Annotated in this window: 7 protein-coding genes (1 of these 7 cut by a window edge); 2 read left to right on the forward strand and 5 right to left on the reverse strand. The window is 52.4% G+C overall.

From position 1 onward, the window contains the following. Positions 1 to 11,274: the final stretch of an EAL domain-containing protein gene (locus WC859_07180; protein MFA5975935.1), read on the forward strand. 23,226 nt of this gene lie to the left of the window's left edge; the window shows 11,274 of its 34,500 coding nt (coding positions 23,227–34,500); its start codon lies beyond the left edge, outside the window; its stop codon occupies positions 11,272 to 11,274. Positions 11,275 to 11,316: 42 nt separating this feature from the next. On the opposite strand, the gene WC859_07185 is transcribed toward WC859_07180, so the two are convergent. From WC859_07185 to WC859_07195, 3 genes are all read right to left on the reverse strand, one after another. Further along, positions 11,317 to 11,610, reverse strand: a complete 294-nt coding sequence (locus tag WC859_07185; protein ID MFA5975936.1) for a hypothetical protein — start codon at positions 11,608 to 11,610, stop codon at positions 11,317 to 11,319. Next, positions 11,610 to 11,864 carry a hypothetical protein gene (locus tag WC859_07190; GenBank protein MFA5975937.1) on the reverse strand — a complete coding sequence of 85 codons (255 nt, stop codon included), beginning with the start codon at positions 11,862 to 11,864 and terminating at the stop codon, positions 11,610 to 11,612. The genes WC859_07185 and WC859_07190 overlap by 1 nt, the downstream gene beginning before the upstream one ends. Before the next feature lie 101 nt (positions 11,865 to 11,965). Further along, positions 11,966 to 13,474 (reverse strand): radical SAM protein, encoded by a 1,509-nt coding sequence (locus tag WC859_07195; GenBank protein ID MFA5975938.1) that lies wholly within the window; start codon positions 13,472 to 13,474, stop codon positions 11,966 to 11,968. 239 nt (positions 13,475 to 13,713) lie between these two features. Here WC859_07195 and WC859_07200 point away from each other — a divergent pair, with 239 nt between their 5' ends. After that, complete coding sequence (locus WC859_07200; GenBank protein ID MFA5975939.1) at positions 13,714 to 14,886, forward strand: AAA family ATPase; 1,173 nt, start codon at positions 13,714 to 13,716, stop codon at positions 14,884 to 14,886. Between the two features lie 183 nt (positions 14,887 to 15,069). Here the strand turns inward: WC859_07200 and WC859_07205 are convergent, their stop codons facing one another. After that, positions 15,070 to 15,957: a nucleotidyl transferase AbiEii/AbiGii toxin family protein gene (locus tag WC859_07205; GenBank protein ID MFA5975940.1), complete on the reverse strand. Its 888-nt coding sequence runs from the start codon at positions 15,955 to 15,957 to the stop codon at positions 15,070 to 15,072. Between the two features lie 43 nt (positions 15,958 to 16,000). Continuing rightward, positions 16,001 to 16,831: a hypothetical protein gene (locus WC859_07210; protein ID MFA5975941.1), complete on the reverse strand. Its 831-nt coding sequence runs from the start codon at positions 16,829 to 16,831 to the stop codon at positions 16,001 to 16,003. Positions 16,832 to 17,135: the final 304 nt, after the last annotated feature.

Consider the following 17,135-nt stretch of genomic DNA (forward strand, 5'->3'; position numbering starts at 1 on the left):
ACCACGGAGACCTCCGGCCTAAGCGACGCCTCCTGGTTAGGCGTGGTCAGCACGATCATGAGCATCATCAAAGTCATACTCTCGGTCATTCCCGGTGTGAATTTTATCGCTTTTTTGATTTTTTCATTTGTTTCCACCATGTTTACTTCTCTCATCAACGGCGCCAGTCTGGGGGACGCGCTTAAATCGGCTGTGATAGAGGCTGTTGAATCCATCGCGACGTCCGCGTTGGGTGATCTCACGCCTATAACGAAAGGCGGCGATAAATTCACCAACGTGAAAAACGGCGCCTTACGCGTGGCCGGGACAGCGGCGATCAAGGTCACGGTAGCTGTCGCGCAAGGGGTCCAAGGTAATGATTTATTGAAAACCGCAGCCGTATCTATCATTGCAGCGGCGGCCAGTACAGTTGCATCGGGTTCGCAAGATAAATTTATACGGATCACGGCGGTTACGGCACTGAATGTGGCGGCGGCCAGCCTTGAGGGTGTCAAAGGGGTTCGACAGCTTTTAACTGTGGCGGCGATGAGCGCGGTGTCATCCTGGAGCAATCCGTCGCAGAGCGGTTCGGATTCAACGAACACCAGCAGTACGTTTGAAAAAGTGGCAAACGCACTGGTTGGCGCTTTGGTTGCCGAAGTGGTGGCCCGTGTCCTGGTCGACAGTACCGATAACGCCGAAGGCCAGATGTTTGGGGCACTGGTCTCTCAGATTGTCGTTAATGTGATGACTGGTACGACAACGACGGGTGCCGATCTGTCGGACAAAACAAAGACGGGTTCAGCGTCGGCGGGCGGCGCAAGTTTGAATGTCGCATTTAGCAAGCGGTTGACACAGTCGATCAGCAGCCAGAATCAGGAGGCGCGCAGTGCACAGCAGTCTGTCACGATGCAATATGGTGCCGGAGCGCCTTCAGTAGAAGAACAACAAAACCGGATCAATCGGGAAGCTCAGGGTCAAACTGCCTATGAAAATGCCCTGATGAGTAATGTGCCGGGGGCGGCTGGTTTGGCGAGCGGCTGGCTGCTGGGACAATACACGCTTGGAAGTTTAGGGAGTGAGTTTATCCAGAGCATGGTTGATCTCATCCGTCCCGCTCCGGCGGCCAACGCGCTGAGTGGTGGCGAGAGCCTTCAGACCCTGTCATCGACACAGTCACTATTGGATACCTATGCCGAATCAAGACAGCTCCCACTCTCAGAAGTTACACCGGATGAACTTCAGGACAGTCTGGCTGATCTGCGGCGGGAAGACCGGATGAAGCTTCTCTCAGGAGACGATGTCGGCAGCCAGATTGGAGCAGTGGAGAAAGACAACAGTGGATACCTGAGCTTCCGGGAACGCGAGGATAGAGGTCCGCAGGCGCTCTCCGAAGATGAGATCCGCAATCTCTTTAACGCGGTTAAAGGGGTCGAAGTCCTGGATGCCAGCGTCCTGCCGAAGGTGTTCGGCGAGTCGTTGAACAGAGCAATCGATACCTTGAGCCGCGAGGGCATCACCTACGACAAGACGATGGCGGTCAAGATCAATGACCGGGTGGTGGGGCTGTTCCTCAAAGACAACCAGATCCAGGCGTCGCTGTACCAGAACGCTTCCGGCCAGAGTGAACTGCGTTCCTACAGCTTTACGTACGATGCGTCCGGTCAAGTGACCCGGGCCGAGGGCAAGATCTTCCGCGAAATCAACGGCAAGTTTGTGGAGACCGGACGATTTGAATACCTGCAGAATGCCAAAGATGTGCAGACGGTGCTGAGCGGCGTGAGCAAGTCCATCGGCAAAGGCGCCGAAGCCATTGCTCAGGCCATTCAAGGCACCAAGGCGGTTTATCAGGAATTTGCCAAGGATTCGACCGGGAAGGAAGCGGTGTCCCGCCGGGTGTTCCTGGGGGATGATGAGCGGGTCCTGGCCAGCGAACACGCGGCTTTCGACGCGTTTGGCCGCGTCACCGGTTATACCTTCCGTACCTACGAGGTGGTCTCTGAAAAAGTGCCGGAAGGGGAAGTCCTGGTCCGTGGAAAAGTCTTTACCCGCGCACTGGATAGCCAGTACGGCGCGGCCCAGGCCACCTTTGAGATCCTCAAAGCCGCCGGCGTCAATAAACTGGCCGGTCTCACGCAATCCATTCTGCAGGCCATGGCCAAGGGTGGCAACGTGGCCGGGGCGCTCCTGGTTTACCGTGAAAAGGCGGTTCGGGATGGGTCGCTGACCCGAGAGATCGTCATGACCGAACAGGGCCAATTGAAGTATGTGATGGAAAAGACCAAAGCCGGGTTGACCATGACCGTCTTCAGCGCCGCAGACAAGGCGTTGTTGTCGAAAGGGAACAACCTGCCGCAGGGGACCATCGTCCGCGACTTTAATTCGCTTTCCACGCTGCAGCAGACGGACGTGCTCGCCAGCCTGCCGGCGATGAGCAAGCAGGATGCCTCGCTCACCACATCCAAGATCGTCGAGTTGCAGCAGCAACTGGCCCTGGCCATGGTGCGCAAGGCTTCGGAAGCGACGGGTTTCAAAGTCAGCGAGAGCGAAGGTGGCAAGATCTTCCTCAAACTGACGATCAATCAGGTGACCATGGATCTGCGGGTGAAGACGCTCCGGATGGACAAAGACCAAAACCTGATTCTGGAAGGCACCCTGCTCGACACAAAGTCGTCATCCCCCGCGGGTTTTGGCGGGGGATCCAAACATCCCGGCATGATGGATTCCCCGCCAGTGGCTGCGGGGAATGACGGGTTGAGCGGGAGATTCCTCGAATCCGGCCGGTCGTTTATCCTGATGAGCGCCACCGGCGAGCTGGCTCAGTCCCTGATGCCGTTGCAAAGCCTGAGCGGCGAAAAGGGCCTGCAGCTGCTTCTGATTCAGAAAGACAGTTCACAATACGATATGTGGTCGATCGCGCCCAATGAACAGAACCCGCAGGCGATCAACGTTCTGGCGAGCACCACGATCAGTGCGCAAAAGGTTCGAAAGGCGCTGGTGGCGAGTTCGATCGTGGCCAGTGGTTTGGAGTCCAAACCTGGATTCTTGAGCACGGTCAGTCGCGTGATTGGAAATGTCTTGTCTGTCCCCAAGAAACTCTTTGACGCGATCATGGTGACCAAGAGCTATGTCGTTGGGTTTCTATTCTCTGTGCTCTCCGGTGATATTCTGGATTCTCAGCCGCCCATTACATTCGATCCGAGAGCGTCAAAAGTTGCTGTTATCAGCATCTCGGGCGTATGGTCCGATAATGATGCCGCCGTCGATTTGCAGAGTAACGTTATGCAGGCTTTTGGAGTAGATCGAATGACGCGTATCGCCAATGGCACGCATGGGTTTGGGATAGGCGACATTCTCCAGATTGTTGGGCACGAATTGGGTGGTTATGACAAGCCCGCCATCAACACAGCTCAAGCGATCCGCCAGGCTATTCGTGAAAAGGGAGAAGTCTATGTGGTGTCGCATAGCCAGGGGACGGCCATTTTTGCGACCGCGCTCAAGATGCTGACACCCGAAGAGCGCAGTAAGATCCACTTTTACGGGGCTGGATCGGAGTGGCTTATCGATGCGGCCAAGGTGGGAATCGCCGACAGCCGGAATGTGTGGAATAAGGGAGACATGATTCCGTCCATAGGGAACAACTTGAACCCGGTCAACTTCTTGAACCCCTTCCACTGGTATCGAGTATTTCGTCGAGAAGGGGGGGATGGCTGGCGAGTGATCGATCAAAAGGAGGGGCCTGCCCATTCTTTCTCAGACTGCTATAAAGCCGATATGACAGCTTGGGCCGCAGGAATCGTTGCGGCCAAAGATCAACGAAAAACGGGACTCGGCGATGGAGGCCCCCTAAATCATATGGCCGGGGTCGAATCATTAAATTCCATACGTGTTCAAAATGTGGAAACAAGTGTTCCCGAGGCGACACGGAACCTCCTCGATAGTTTCCCCGGTGTCCAGGCACTCTTAAATCCGCTTGCCTTGCCGGAACCGGTGAAAGGCAACGAACAAGTGCCGCCGCCTCCTGGCCTCAAAGACATGATGAAACCAGGGCCGCTCACACCCTTTAAGCCGATCTTCCTGCTGAAAAATATGCAGGACCATGTTGTCGAGGCGGTGTACGCCAGCGCCAATTGGTCCAAAGCGTATAACGTTGGCCGTGATTACGACGTGGTCAGCGGAGTGGTCGAACTGCCGTCTTCTGCGGGTGTTCGGGAGAACGCTCCTGTTGTGAGTGACCTGGAACGTCAAACCGTTCTGGTGCAGGATGCGCTTGGCATCGAGCAGGAACTCCTCATCGTCAAGTCGAATGGAAATGAATTCCAGGCGAGGATGGAGAAATACCTCCTGCCGGACGGGCAACAACTGACCTTTGATAAAGGGCTGGAGCTGTCCGGCCACGTCGATGCGAAAACCGGCAAAGCCGTGCTGAATGAGCGCTCTTACGACAATGTGAAAGCTACCTTGTCCAACGAAGGCGCCAAGGCTTCCGGAGCGCTGAACGTGATGATTCGCCAGAACACCGTCCAGGCCACCGGTCAATTAAACGGTAGTTTCGTCTCGTATCTCATGGAAGGAAAGTCGTCTGGAGAGCCGGTGTCGTCGAAGAGTTCAACCGAGATCGGCGCTCCGCATAAGAGACCGATCAATGAGTTCACTATTACGGACAGCCAGGCGGTGACAGGCGGCCAGAAACTGAATCTGCAGGGACACGTGATGCTTCAGAATAATGTCCTGCAGCCGTTTATGACCGGAACCGTCTTCCATATCGCATCGGGCCACTCCATCGCCTGGGATGGGATGCAACTGAGTCAAGGCCTGGGGAACGAGACTCTGGATTTCGCTATCACACCCTACGGGCTGAAAATCCCCGAAGGGGCCGTTGGAGTTTTGGATAAAGGCCGGGTGACACGAATCTTTGGGAAGGTGAACGCGCAAGGGAGTCAAGAGACCATTGATATTCAACAGGACGGGCCATCGAAGTTAAGCGTCAAAGATGAAAACGGCACTTCGTTGCCATGGTCGCTTAATGGCCGCGTATTCAAAGTACAGTCGCTGAACGGCAGCGAGTATTATGACGGATTAACACCAGACCAATTCGCTTGTGCGGCGAAGGAACAGGCTTGGGGGAAGACTAATCACATCACTATTGATGCATCGCTTCCCAAAACCGAATTGATTCTGGAATCAGGCATGAAATACGCATCGGCTGTTGCAGGACGCGTAGTGGCGGTGGAAACGGGATTAGTGGTGGATGCAGTCCTCGGAGCAGCAGAAAATATGTTTAACAAGGGGAAGCCCCTTGTCGGCATACGACAAGCATTGCTGTTGGATACCATCGATCGATGGTTCCATAGATCGGATACAGACATCAAACTGGCACAAGCCACTCTAGGCAAACTCACGGAGCGGACGAGAGACCCCATTCATACACCAAATCTCCTGGAGAGAGGCGCCATGTGGTCGGCGGGTGCGGCGGTTGGAATGGGGCAGTTTTTCATTCACGCAACGACATTGGATCGCCCTGTTGAAAGCTATCAAAACGCGCGCTGGGGAGGCGTATCGGTTGTCCTCGATACTGGATGGGAACTCGCCAGCGGGCTTGGGGGAATGTTCCTGTCGATCCCGGGGAATGTTGTGAAGGATCCCTTTACGGGTTCCTTGGACATCGCTTTTGTGCTTAGCATGTTTAAAGGTGGACACAAAGCTGAACGTCAAGGAACACCTGAGACCGTTGTTGTAAACAAGAACGTTAAAGCTCTTCCTTCCGTCATTGAGATGGTTCGCGGAGAGGATGGCGTTTATCGGGCAGCTGACCTGAAGCCTGAACCAAGGGCTACGGCGTCGGTCGCAGTAGGAAGTCAGAAGCAGCTACCGGTTTATCTTGAAAAGAACCAGATAGCCGTACGGGAAATCCATGGTCCCGTATTAGACCTGAATGAGGGTGTATCGAACATCAGCAAGACCGGCCCGCCGGCCATTGTGGCTAAACCCGTTGTTCGACCGTCGATTATTCCAGCCACTACCCCCAACGTTATCTCCCTTTCCCCTAAGATCCAGGGTCTTCTCGAATACCTTGCGCCAACGGATCGCCCGACCCTCCCCGCCGTCCAGAAGTATTTGACCGATCTAGCCGGCGAACTCAAAGACCCCTCGATTAACTCTCCGGAGTTGGCCACGCAGCTTCATCAAGCCTTGCAGACCGGCAAACTGGAGGAGATTGGCTTCTCCCTCGAAACACAACCCAAAGTGGATGCGTTCGGAAAGGTTGTGGCCGGTGAAGATCTGATCCGCTGGAAACGACCCGACAACGGGAAGATGGTCAGACCTGACAAATTAATTGAGATGGCGGAAAAGAACGGCCTGATTGATTCGGTCGGGAAGTGGATCCTGCGTTCGGTCTGTGAATCCATCAAGCGATCAGAATTGCCGGATACAACAATCGCTATCAATGTTTCCTTATTCCAGCTTCTGGACGCGAAGCTTGCCGGGATGTTCGGAGACATCCTAAAAGAAACCGGAGTCTCCCCGAGTGCACGTAAGCTGCAAATTGAGATCACCGAAGGCAAACTGCTCGAAGTCGGTGAAGTCGACACGGTTGTTGCAAACCTGAAAGTTCTCAAGGAACAAGGGTTCTCTCTGGCGATGGATGATGTCGCGCTTCAAGGCAAAAACAACTTTGCCTTAGCCAATCTGAAAGCCATTGAAGGAAAATACCCGGGACTCATCGACGTCGTAAAAATTGACAAGGCGGTTGCGGACGGCGTAGCCGTTGTCCTGGCCATTGATCCATCCCGGTCGCTCTTGAAAGAGATCCTTGCCAAAGGGACGGTCCCCGAGCAGGTCCTCAAAGACGCTCTGATGCGTGACGGGAAAATAAAGTCTTCCGTGAAAGAGAAACTGATCAACGGCGATTTCTCCCTTAAAGAGAGAGTTAAAAAGGGTGAGCTGATTGATGATCAAACCCTCTTTAATAAAGTCAGAAACCATGTCGAACAAATCGTGGTCATTCATGAAGCGAAGAAATTAGGGAATAAGGAATTCGTTTTTGAAGGAGTGGAAGGTGACGGGCGAGTCCATCAGGCGCTCCTGGACCTGGTGATGGGGTCGCGTGACACGATTCAAGGGTTCATCCATAGCGGGTCACTCCGTCCCTCTGCCTTTAAGGCGTTTACCGAAGCGTCGTCTACCTTTGTGCAGTCGGCTCGTGCGCGGCTCAATGCCGGCCTGTCGAAAGCGGATACGCTGCGAGCTCTGGAAGGCCAACGGAAAGAACTGGGATTATCCAGGAAGGCCGCCAGCGCTCTGGTCCGGGCCGCTCAAGCCGACGCTGCCCAAAACGCTCTTCTTACAAAAGCTGGCGAAATTGTCGACAACAAATGGAACGCATCTAAGAACACTCCCGCCAAAGGACCCTTAGGAAACGAAAGAGGATCAAACGTAATCCTTGATCTGGTGGTTAAGGGTATTGCTGGCGCGATCCAAGGCGCGTACGAAGCGCTGCGGGGGAAATTCCGAGATGCCGGTGGGCTGCCTTTTGAAAAGGGCCGCCAATATGGAACAAATCAGACAGGGGTGAATCCCAAGACCTTAATCCCCGGTAAAGATCTTAATTCGTTGGACCATGCGCGGCTGGGTGGTGTGCGCGAGATTGAATCAGCGAAATTTTCGCCGATAGAGGTGAACTCGAACGGTGTTGTACTCGACGGCAATCATCGTCTGCGCCTGGCCATTGAAGAGGGAAGGAATGTCGATGTTGTGGTGGTGTCTGAGTCAAACGTCTCGTCTAAAGAGGCCGCACGTCAGACCGGACGCTTTAAAGATTATTTCAATGATGAGCAGGGTGCTCGGCGCGCCACGGTAGAGTGGTTGGATGTTAATAAGCCGGGTCTTGTCATCGAGGGGCGGAAACACGGATGGGGAGATCCCAAGCACGTCAAAGATTTTGCCCGAGCCGCTGGTGTGGAAGCTGAAGTCGAGGCGATTCTGAAATTGCCTGTTGAACAGCAGGAACCCGCGTACAATCGATTGCTTCAACAGACCTTGCAAAAATATCTGAATGCCCGTGATACGGTCCTGTTCGATTGCGATTATCAGGTTTTCGATAAAACGACGGGCATGATGAAGAGTGATGGCCGTCAGTTTGTGATGGAGTTCGCCGGACCGACCGGTGAGCGGGGATACATTTCCTGGCGGAAAGATGGGCAACTCCTGAATGCCTATGACGCGAAACCCGTCGGAACGGTCGTCCCGAGGGAAGAGGGCACGACCTATACCGTCAAGGATCCCCGAATTAACCACACGGACCGGATCTACATCGTCGGAAACGAGGCCATCTGGGCAAAGCACCGGGCCCTCAAGGACCCCATCAAACAAGCTGTAGAGGGAACCAAGCCGACCCCTCGGGACGCCATAAGCAAGTTGGCTGAACGCCCCGGCCTTGCGTATGCAATGACCTTCGCTTCGACAGTGGCCCTTCTGCAGGCCATCCCCTTGACCGACGCCGCGCACGTGGCGCAGGCTGTTGCCGGAGCGCTGTTTTTGCCGAGGATGATTCACCCTCTGGTATTGTCCGCGTTCAGCTTAGCGGCTCGACCCGCCCGCCAGCCGAAGCCGCTGCTGGTCACGGATCCCGCCTTGCCGTCTGTGACGGTGCAAATCGCCATGAGAAACGAACCTTTTGAGGTTGTGAAAATGACTCTGGATTCAGCTCTGGGTCTGAATTACGCAAAAGATAAGTTTGAAATACAGATCACCGATAACAGCGATTTGCAGAATCCAACGCACCTGGAGCAGTACCTGAAAATTGAGGCTTATGCCAAATCGAAGGGTGTTCAGGTTATCCATCGTGACGGCACCAAAGATTTAAAGGGCGGCAATCTGAATGCCGCATTAGCCAAAGCACGAGGCGAATTCTTATTTATTCTGGACGTCGATTCAACCGTCGAGCCGGATACGCTGCTCAAGGTTATGCCGGAGTTTCTCGACGATCCAAATCTTGGATTCACCCAGTTAAAAATCAATACGACGAACGAAGGAACCAACGCCATCACCCGGGCCGTCGCAACGATCATGCGATCCTATCATCGACTCAATGAGGTCAATAATACCCAGGGCCTGGTCCGATTTGATGGTCACAACGGTATTATCCGGCGTTCGGCTCTTGAACGGATCGGTGGCTGGGAAACCCTCGCGTCGGAAGACCTCGCCACCAGCATCAAAATTCGGTTGGCGGGTTTTAGGTCGAAATTCATTTCCTACGTTGACACCGGCGAGTATGCGCCGACAAAATTGGCCGAATGGAGGAAGCAGCAGAGGAAATGGGCCGGTGGAACATTCGAAGTCCTTTGCCAACGGGTGAACCAGATCGTTTTATCCAAGGAGCTGCGCTGGTATGAAAAAACAGATCTGTTGTTCCAGATGAGCAGCTATTCGGCGACGGCAGCAGGGTTCGCGGTGATGTTCGCTCATCCACAGATCTCCACGGTGTCCAGTCTTATTGTGTTGGCGGCCTCGATGGTTCCGCTTGCCCTAGCCAATATGTCCCGCGTCAAGCTGAAGGAGATCCCGGCGGCCATCGTGGCCTATAGCGGTGTCGTTCTGCCCGAGGTATTTATAGGAACATTCCAATCCATGGTTTTTGCCTTAACCAAGAAAAGGGTGCCCTTTAACGTGACCGCCAAGAACGGTGCGGAACAACATTTATCCGTAAAAGAAATCTGGCAGCAGAATACGTTCAGCCTCTCTTCGGGTCTCATGATTCTGGCCATGCTCCCGCTCGTCCATCCCGACATGCTGGGCTACCTGCGAGAGCTTCCCCTGTCAGCCATCGGCGCGTCGAGCATGATTCTGGCTCCCTTCTTGCTAAATGCGTCGAAGCAACCGGGCGGCGCCGGAACCGTGGCCAGGCCGTCAGAGAAGCCGAAAGGATTTTTGATATCGAAAGCCGCGGTGTCCGCGGCCTTGGTGATGTCGCTCGTGCTGGGTCCGGTCGCGGTGGGGGAAAACACGTCTTTCAGCAAGGCATCGCCCGTCGACAAGGTCACGGTTTGGCGCGGAAAAATTCAAGCCGTGCTGGATTCCTTCCAAAACATCGCTCTTTTCCCATTCCGCTGGAATGCCCTTTTGAAAGAAGATTTTGCGGCTCTCAGAGAAAAATCGGTGTTGGAAGGGACGTATGATGTCCAACTTCGAGATGAGAAAAAGACCCCATGGAATCTGCAGGAAATTCGCCTCCTTCGTGAAGTCCTCCATCAACTTCCCGGCGGTTGGACGAAGAAGCTCTCGGGGCTGATCATCGACCGGTCGGAACTCGCGCGAAACAACTCCATAATCGTCCAGGGCCCGGAAGGGACCCTTCTCCTGTCGCCGCAGGAGGCCTTTAAGAGGGCGATTGTGCAGCACCTGACGCTTGCGATCCAGAATGATCAGCTGATCAAGGACTACGCCCGATCGATCAGCCGGGAACGGCATCAGCCGACCGCAAAGGATATTCGGGGTCTAGAAAAGGATATGGCCGAATCAGCGGTGCTCTATGTGATTCGCCCCTCCGAGCTCAACCGGAAGAGTCCCGGGCGATATCATTTCCTGAAGTACAAGCTTTTTGAGGGGAAAGAATATTCCCTGAAGGACTCCGGCAGCGCGCCGGCCTCGCAAAAAGAGGTTTCGTTGTTTAAAGTCATTGTTCATGTGCCGCCAATCGCTCTGGTATCAGCGGTCGTTAACAAGGTGTTGAATTCTCCTCTTCATTCAAAGGGGTTCTGGCCTCTCTACGGCCGGAATACCTATAAAAAAGCCTCCAACGAATTAACTAACAAATTTCAACAGCAGGCGCATGAAGCAACAAACGCGATTATGCACGAGATGCGGGTGAAGGAGGCCATCGCCATACAGGATTTCCAGAAGAAAGGGGACCTGGCCGGCGTCAAAAAAGTCGTTGAAGGGATTTATCAGAGAACACAGACGATCCATCCGGAAGAGACACCGGCTAAGTATTCGGTGGTTGATGTTATTTGCCAGAACTTGCCGGGAGCGCAGATGCTCACGGTTGTCTCAGAATTCTTTAAGTCTCCTTTAAATTCGGAAGGTCAGTGGCCTTTTTATAGCCCGAAGGACTTTGAAGAAGGCCGCGCTTTGATCGGAAAACAACTCGAAACGGAGTATGGCAAGGCCGCAGGCGTTATAATGGACAAAATGCTATTGAGAGAGGCTCTGGCCATACAACGTCTCATCAAAACAGGTAACCGGGACGCGGCCGAGCGATTGATTAAGAAAATTTACGAAAGAACATCCCCCTAATCTCCCGACAAACCACCTGCCAACGGGACCAATCGCAGTGGACTATTTTCTGGGCGGCACAGGTTGCCGTTGGCGCATCTCAGCGTTCATCTTGTTGATGCGGTTGATCTCCTCGATCGTCCGCATGGTGCGCTGGATGTCCGCCGAGGCGTTCGGCATGGGAGAAGCAGGGCGTTTCGGCATGAGTCCCGGTTCGTAGACCGGCGGCGCCTTCTGGGCTTGAACCGCTCGATTGAACCGGGCTTTTCGAGTCCGATGGCGGCTGTAAAGGATATAGCTGACGACCAGCAAAACGATGGCCGCGGCAACCAGAAGAAGGGGTTTCCGATTGACCATTAACTCTTGCGCGAGTTTTGTTCGATATCCATCAGCAGGCGGATCACCTCGCCGATGCCGTAGAAGAGCATGAAGTAGAACGCGCCGACAACCAGGGATACAAGCGAGTAGATCCTGGGAGAGCGCGGAGTTCCGCCACCGATCAAGATAATAAAGAAAAAGATCACGCACAGACCGGCTGCGATCCATCCCAACACCCGGAAGGACAAGGAAATCTTGGACAGGGCCCAGTATTTATTTTCAGAGTTCATCATTTTCTCCTTTATAGTCCGTTAACTTTTCAGCGTCGTCATGATCACCCGCTATCAAACATCTATAACAAGCGGTTCCTTGTTTGTCAAGATCTTACGAAATCTTACGAAATCGAGGAAAAAGACGACTTAAGGCCCTTTGAGTGAGCCTTATTAATAAACCGATACGCGTAGTCGTGAAAACTAAGCCCTAAATCGACCGAAGCGACGGAAGATAAATTCTTATTCCATAAACTTCTTAAAATGAACCTCATCCTCTTAAAATCCGTCGAACACAACGAAAGCAAAGTGAAGAGAAGCCTGCCTTTGGTACAAAAAGCAAAAAATCCCTTTTTTTGTCTGCATAAGACGCCTTGACTCCACAAAGCATCCCATCGTTTATAGAGGGAATCATATGAATAGATTTGATTGAGTACCCGGTGGCGGCCTGCATAAAGCTGGTCTGGAGTCATTTGTTTGGGCTGAAAACATACCGTGTCGGTGTTATATCTCCACCACTCCCAATGAAATATCCGATTTTCTTGTTCCAGGCGGGTGAATAACCTGCTCCCCGGAGGAGGCGTAAGGATATTGATCATCGCAAAACCAATATTCGTTTCATCGATAAACTTAATTGTTTCTTCAAAAATAGTTTTATCGTCGGTGTCGTTGCCGAATACAAAGGAACCAAAAACAGCCATTTTATGAGAATGGACTTTTCTGATTACGTCTTTGTATTCGTCAACCTTATTCACCGCCCCTTTATTCATTGAATCAATGCTTTTTTGAGAAACTGATTCGATGCCGACAAAAATAACCCGGCATCCGGCTTGATACATTAAGTCGAGCATTCTGTCGTCTTTCAATCTGTTCACGGAAGATTGACACCACCACGCTTTCATTTTCAGGGGAATTAACCGAGACAACAATTCTTTAGTGAATGGCGGGATCGCCAATATATTGTCGTCGGTGAAAAAGATCAATTTCTCAGGATCGAGTTTCTTCAAGAGCTTGATTTCCGAAATGACGCGTTCGATTTCTTTATGTCGGTAGACTCTCCCATTAAATCGCTTGACCATGCAGAAGTCGCAATCGAACGGGCAACCTCTCCCAATTTGAAGCGTAAAATATGAATAGGCTTTTGGCTCTAAAAAATCCCATTTAGGAATAGGGGATTGGGTTAATTCCGGGAATGCCGAAGCGCGGTAAAATCTTTCTAATTTTCCTTTCTGAAAGTCTTCTACCACCTGTCCCCAGAGTTCTTCGGCTTCGCCGATAACGACTGAATCGCAGTGCTGAATTGCTTCTTCAGGCAGGAGGGAAACATGAATACCTCCCAATATCACTGGAATTCCTCGTTTTCTATATTCATCCGCAATTTCATACGCCCGATTGGCCAGGGACGTGACGACCGTAATCCCTACCAAATCAACTCTTTCATTGAAATTGATTTGTTCGATGCGTTCATCGGTAATAGCTACCTCGACATTGTCCGGAGTGAGTGCAGCCAGAATATATAAAGACAAGTAGGGGCCCCCGGTTTTTTTACCATGTAATCGTACGGCAGTCCCAATATCCCAGAAATCTTCTCCATATTCTGGTTTTCGCGCAGGTGCAATAAGTTTAATTTTCATTTCGTTCTTTTTACTATACCGCGTAACACCTAATCTTTCAATACCTGGTTCTTTAATCAATTTTTCGTCCCAATAAAAATCCGATACTCCAAAACCGTGTTATTTTGCCTAATTGGCTTAACACCGAAGGTGATGGTGACCTGCCATCCTTAGCAGCAGAAACCGGGTGCACTTCGGTAGGAGAGAGCCCGTAAAAAAACAGGTTGACATTAGGTTAAATTACGACGTAATATAACCTCATGATATCTCGATCAATAACCTCGCTTCTAGCCCGATCCAAAAAACACATTTTGTTGTTAGGGCCGCGTCAGACCGGGAAGTCTACGCTGGTTTCGAGTCTGGATCCGGACTTGACCCTGAATTTGGCCCATGAGCCAACCTACCTTGATTTTCTCCGCAATCCACGAGAACTGGAAGAGCGATTGGCTGCTTCTCCGTCCGCCAGAACAATTTTTATCGATGAAGTGCAGCGGCTTCCTTCGCTCTTAAATACGATTCAATCGCTCGTGGATCGACAGGGGAATTCCCGCCGATTTCTATTGACGGGTTCCAGCGCGAGGAAACTGCGTCGCGGTCATGCCAATCTTTTGCCTGGACGGGTGCATACCTATACGCTCGGGCCGCTCATTTCGTTGGAATTGGGATATGCGGTGTCTCTCTCTAAAGCGTTGTCACTGGGGACTCTTCCCGGCGTATGGACCGATCCGGATCAGAATTCTGCCCAAAAAACCCTGCGCTCCTATGCGGGCACTTATCTCAAGGAAGAGATTCAAGCCGAAGGTCTGGCTCGTAACCTGGAGGGGTTTGCCCGCTTTTTGAATATCGCGGCCGCCGCATCGGGGCAATTCCTGGATCTCTCTAAATTGGCGTCGGCCGCGCAGGTGCCGCGGCAATCGGCTGTCCGTTTCTTTGAAATTCTGGAAGACTGTCTGATCGTCCTACGAATCGATGCCTTTGCAAAAAGCGAGCACCGGCGACTCGTCCAGCATCCGCGGTTTTATTTCTTTGATGTGGGGGTCTTGAATGGTTTGCTGGGCAATTTCCATGTGTCTCCGGACCGCCGAGGCTCCCTTTTCGAACACTGGGTCGTGACTCAGCTGATGCATACGGCGCAAGCCCTCGATGTGGAGGTCCGATGGTCGTCCTATCGAACCGAGAGCGGGGCTGAGGTCGATCTCATTTTAGAAAGAGGCCATGAGTTATGCGCGATTGAAGTGAAATCGTCCACCCAGATCGGGTCCAATGACCTGCGTGGTTTACGAAGTTTCGGGGACTACCACAGAAAACCTCACCGTAAAATGGTCCTTTACGCCGGGGAGCATCGAAAACGGTGGGGGGATATCGAACTGTGGCCATGGGCCGAAGGCATTCGCGAGCTATTCACGTCTCGATCAATACCGTTTATGGGTTGAACGGCAAACTCAGCGGTAGAGTGCCATCCTCACACGAGTGCGTTTAACCTTCCACGTGAAATGTTTGAAGTATCCGCCCGTCGACGAAATGAAACCAAAGACAGATCGAAGTAGATAGAAGTTGCTTCCGTGGTGTCGTAATCTGGTGTCGCAAAAATTATCACGCCTGGAGATTGGCGTACCTTACTTCTTTTTCGGTTCGCGCTCCATCGTGGTCAACTTTGCCAATTCGTTTCTCAGATCGCCAAGAACTTCATCCAACGGCGGCAGATCGGCCACAAAGGCTCCCAAAGTGCCCTGCCAATGTGTCCGTGCTTCTGAGATAAGTTCATCGGTAAAGAAGTCGTTCACCGCCCGAAAGCCCACTTTGCGATGTTGGCATTTTTTGCGTAAAAGCGGCAAGAGCCTTTCAGGGGAGAGTGTCTTGCCGTAGGTGGAGAATAAACGCCAAAGGTCATAGTAATCCCTGGCGCGCGGCCGGTTCCAGCCTCTGGTCGTGAGCTTCGAGTGTGTCTGGAGCAACGTTCGTAATTTCTCAGCGACGATTTCCATCAGCTGATAGCCGCGAACTCGAACGGCTAAATTTTCATCATATCCGTGGATTAAGAGGCGCTCATCCGGCGGCAGGATCACCGGTTCATCATGAAATACTTCGACCTTGATCCGGCAAAGCGGCGAGGGATGCCAGGGAAATTGTACGTGGAAAGTGAACGCTTCCTGGCCATGGGGGTGAGGATCCCGTTCCTCGTAGCGCCGGAGCACAACCTCAAAGGGGCCCTGTTCGAGAAGAAGATGTTTGGCTTCTTGACCGGCAGATTCCATGGCGGTCATGAGCGCTTTTCCCTTCGGCGCCTTGATCGCTGAATAATCCAAGTCTTCCGAGAATCGGTAATCGCCGAAGAAAAGCTTCTTCAGCGCTGTCCCGCCTTTGAAGATCAAACACTCTCGCAAAACGGGATGCGTGCTCAAGCCAGCCAAGATATAACTCAGAGCGTAATCTTTTTCAATGACCGGCTGAGGTACTTTAGTTCTTCTGGTTTCTTCGGCGATGCGGGCGCGCAGCGGTTTCATGGTTCGACTTCGCTCACCATGATCCTGAGCGCTAGTCGAAGGATCATACGACTCGTCCTGCCAAATTCTCTAAAATCTGCCACCTTGAATTGATAGGCCCGCGGCGTGGGCGCGTTGGGTCAAGAATGGCGATGCCCGTTAGTGGAATATTTCTTAAAGGAACAAGTGTCTTTTCTGAAATTCCGGCGCGTCCCAGTGCCCAGCCCAAGCGCTTGGCGACAGAGGCCTTTCCGTAGCGTCTGGCATAATCCACGAGTTGCTTGATATCGAGCTTGTCGGCATGTTGCTCCACCACAGAAAGAGCCTCGCCAATCCCACCGAAAAGACGGGGGGAAGCGAACGTTTCAAGTACCGTACGTTCCTTGTTGGTCATGGGAATCCTGAACTGTTCACTGACCCATACGGGGTCAATCCCAAAAAAGTACTCATGCTTTACGGTCATGTAGTGATACCGGGCGGCACCGACTTCCCACGCATGTCGTTCCGCGGGTCGGGCTGAAGAGCTGGATCGCATACTGGGTGTCACAACCTTCGTCGGGGTGATGGCGAAGACAGCTTGAGGGATCTGTTCCGTAAGACCATGGTGATTAAGCGCCGACCAATGGCTAATGGCCGAGGGTTCCACGAGGCGGGTCGCGATCGCAAAAGGATGGATCGAGACGTCTGCGATGCTGTAGAGGCCTCGACGTAACCGTTGAACCCACTTGCCTTGGAATAGAGAAGTCAGAAGAACGCTTTCATAGCTCTTGGGGATGCCGAGCTTTTCGGCCGCCGCATGAGCTTGTTCAATGGAAAATATGTACTGGCCGTTATCTGTCAAATAGCGGACCAGCTTTCGACCTTCCGAGGCTCCATAGTTCTCTGTCTGACGCATATAGATTATCTACTACATAAATAAGCGATTAGCAAGGTATAGTAGTAAATAATATTATCCAGGCGGGCCAATTCGGAGAAAAGTTGGGGAAAGTCGAGCGGAGAATACGTTCAAACGGCAATCCTGGTGTCGTCCCCCTTACGTCAGGGGGACTGTCCCTTCCAATAATTTCATAGGAATGGGACGTAAAAGGTGTCGTAGGCGAATTCCACCATTAAGTGCAACAGAGGGCATTGAAGGCCTCCCCTGAGGTTCGGAATTTAAGACATTTTCTGGGACGATCATTGAGCCAATGTTCGATCTG

This window comes from Elusimicrobiota bacterium (assembly GCA_041660185.1).
Taxonomy (GTDB): Bacteria; Elusimicrobiota; Elusimicrobia; order 2-01-FULL-59-12; family 2-01-FULL-59-12; genus JBAZWU01.

Excerpts from the sequence above, each read along its gene's own strand:
- WC859_07210 (MFA5975941.1), bottom strand. The coding sequence starts at position 16,831 with ATGCGTCAGACAGAGAACTATGGAGCCTCGGAAGGTCGAAAGCTGGTC.
- WC859_07205 (MFA5975940.1), bottom strand. The coding sequence starts at position 15,957 with ATGAAACCGCTGCGCGCCCGCATCGCCGAAGAAACCAGAAGAACTAAA.
- WC859_07185 (MFA5975936.1), bottom strand. The coding sequence starts at position 11,610 with ATGGTCAATCGGAAACCCCTTCTTCTGGTTGCCGCGGCCATCGTTTTG.
- WC859_07200 (MFA5975939.1), top strand. The coding sequence starts at position 13,714 with ATGATATCTCGATCAATAACCTCGCTTCTAGCCCGATCCAAAAAACAC.
- WC859_07195 (MFA5975938.1), bottom strand. The coding sequence starts at position 13,474 with ATGAAAATTAAACTTATTGCACCTGCGCGAAAACCAGAATATGGAGAA.
- WC859_07190 (MFA5975937.1), bottom strand. The coding sequence starts at position 11,864 with ATGATGAACTCTGAAAATAAATACTGGGCCCTGTCCAAGATTTCCTTG.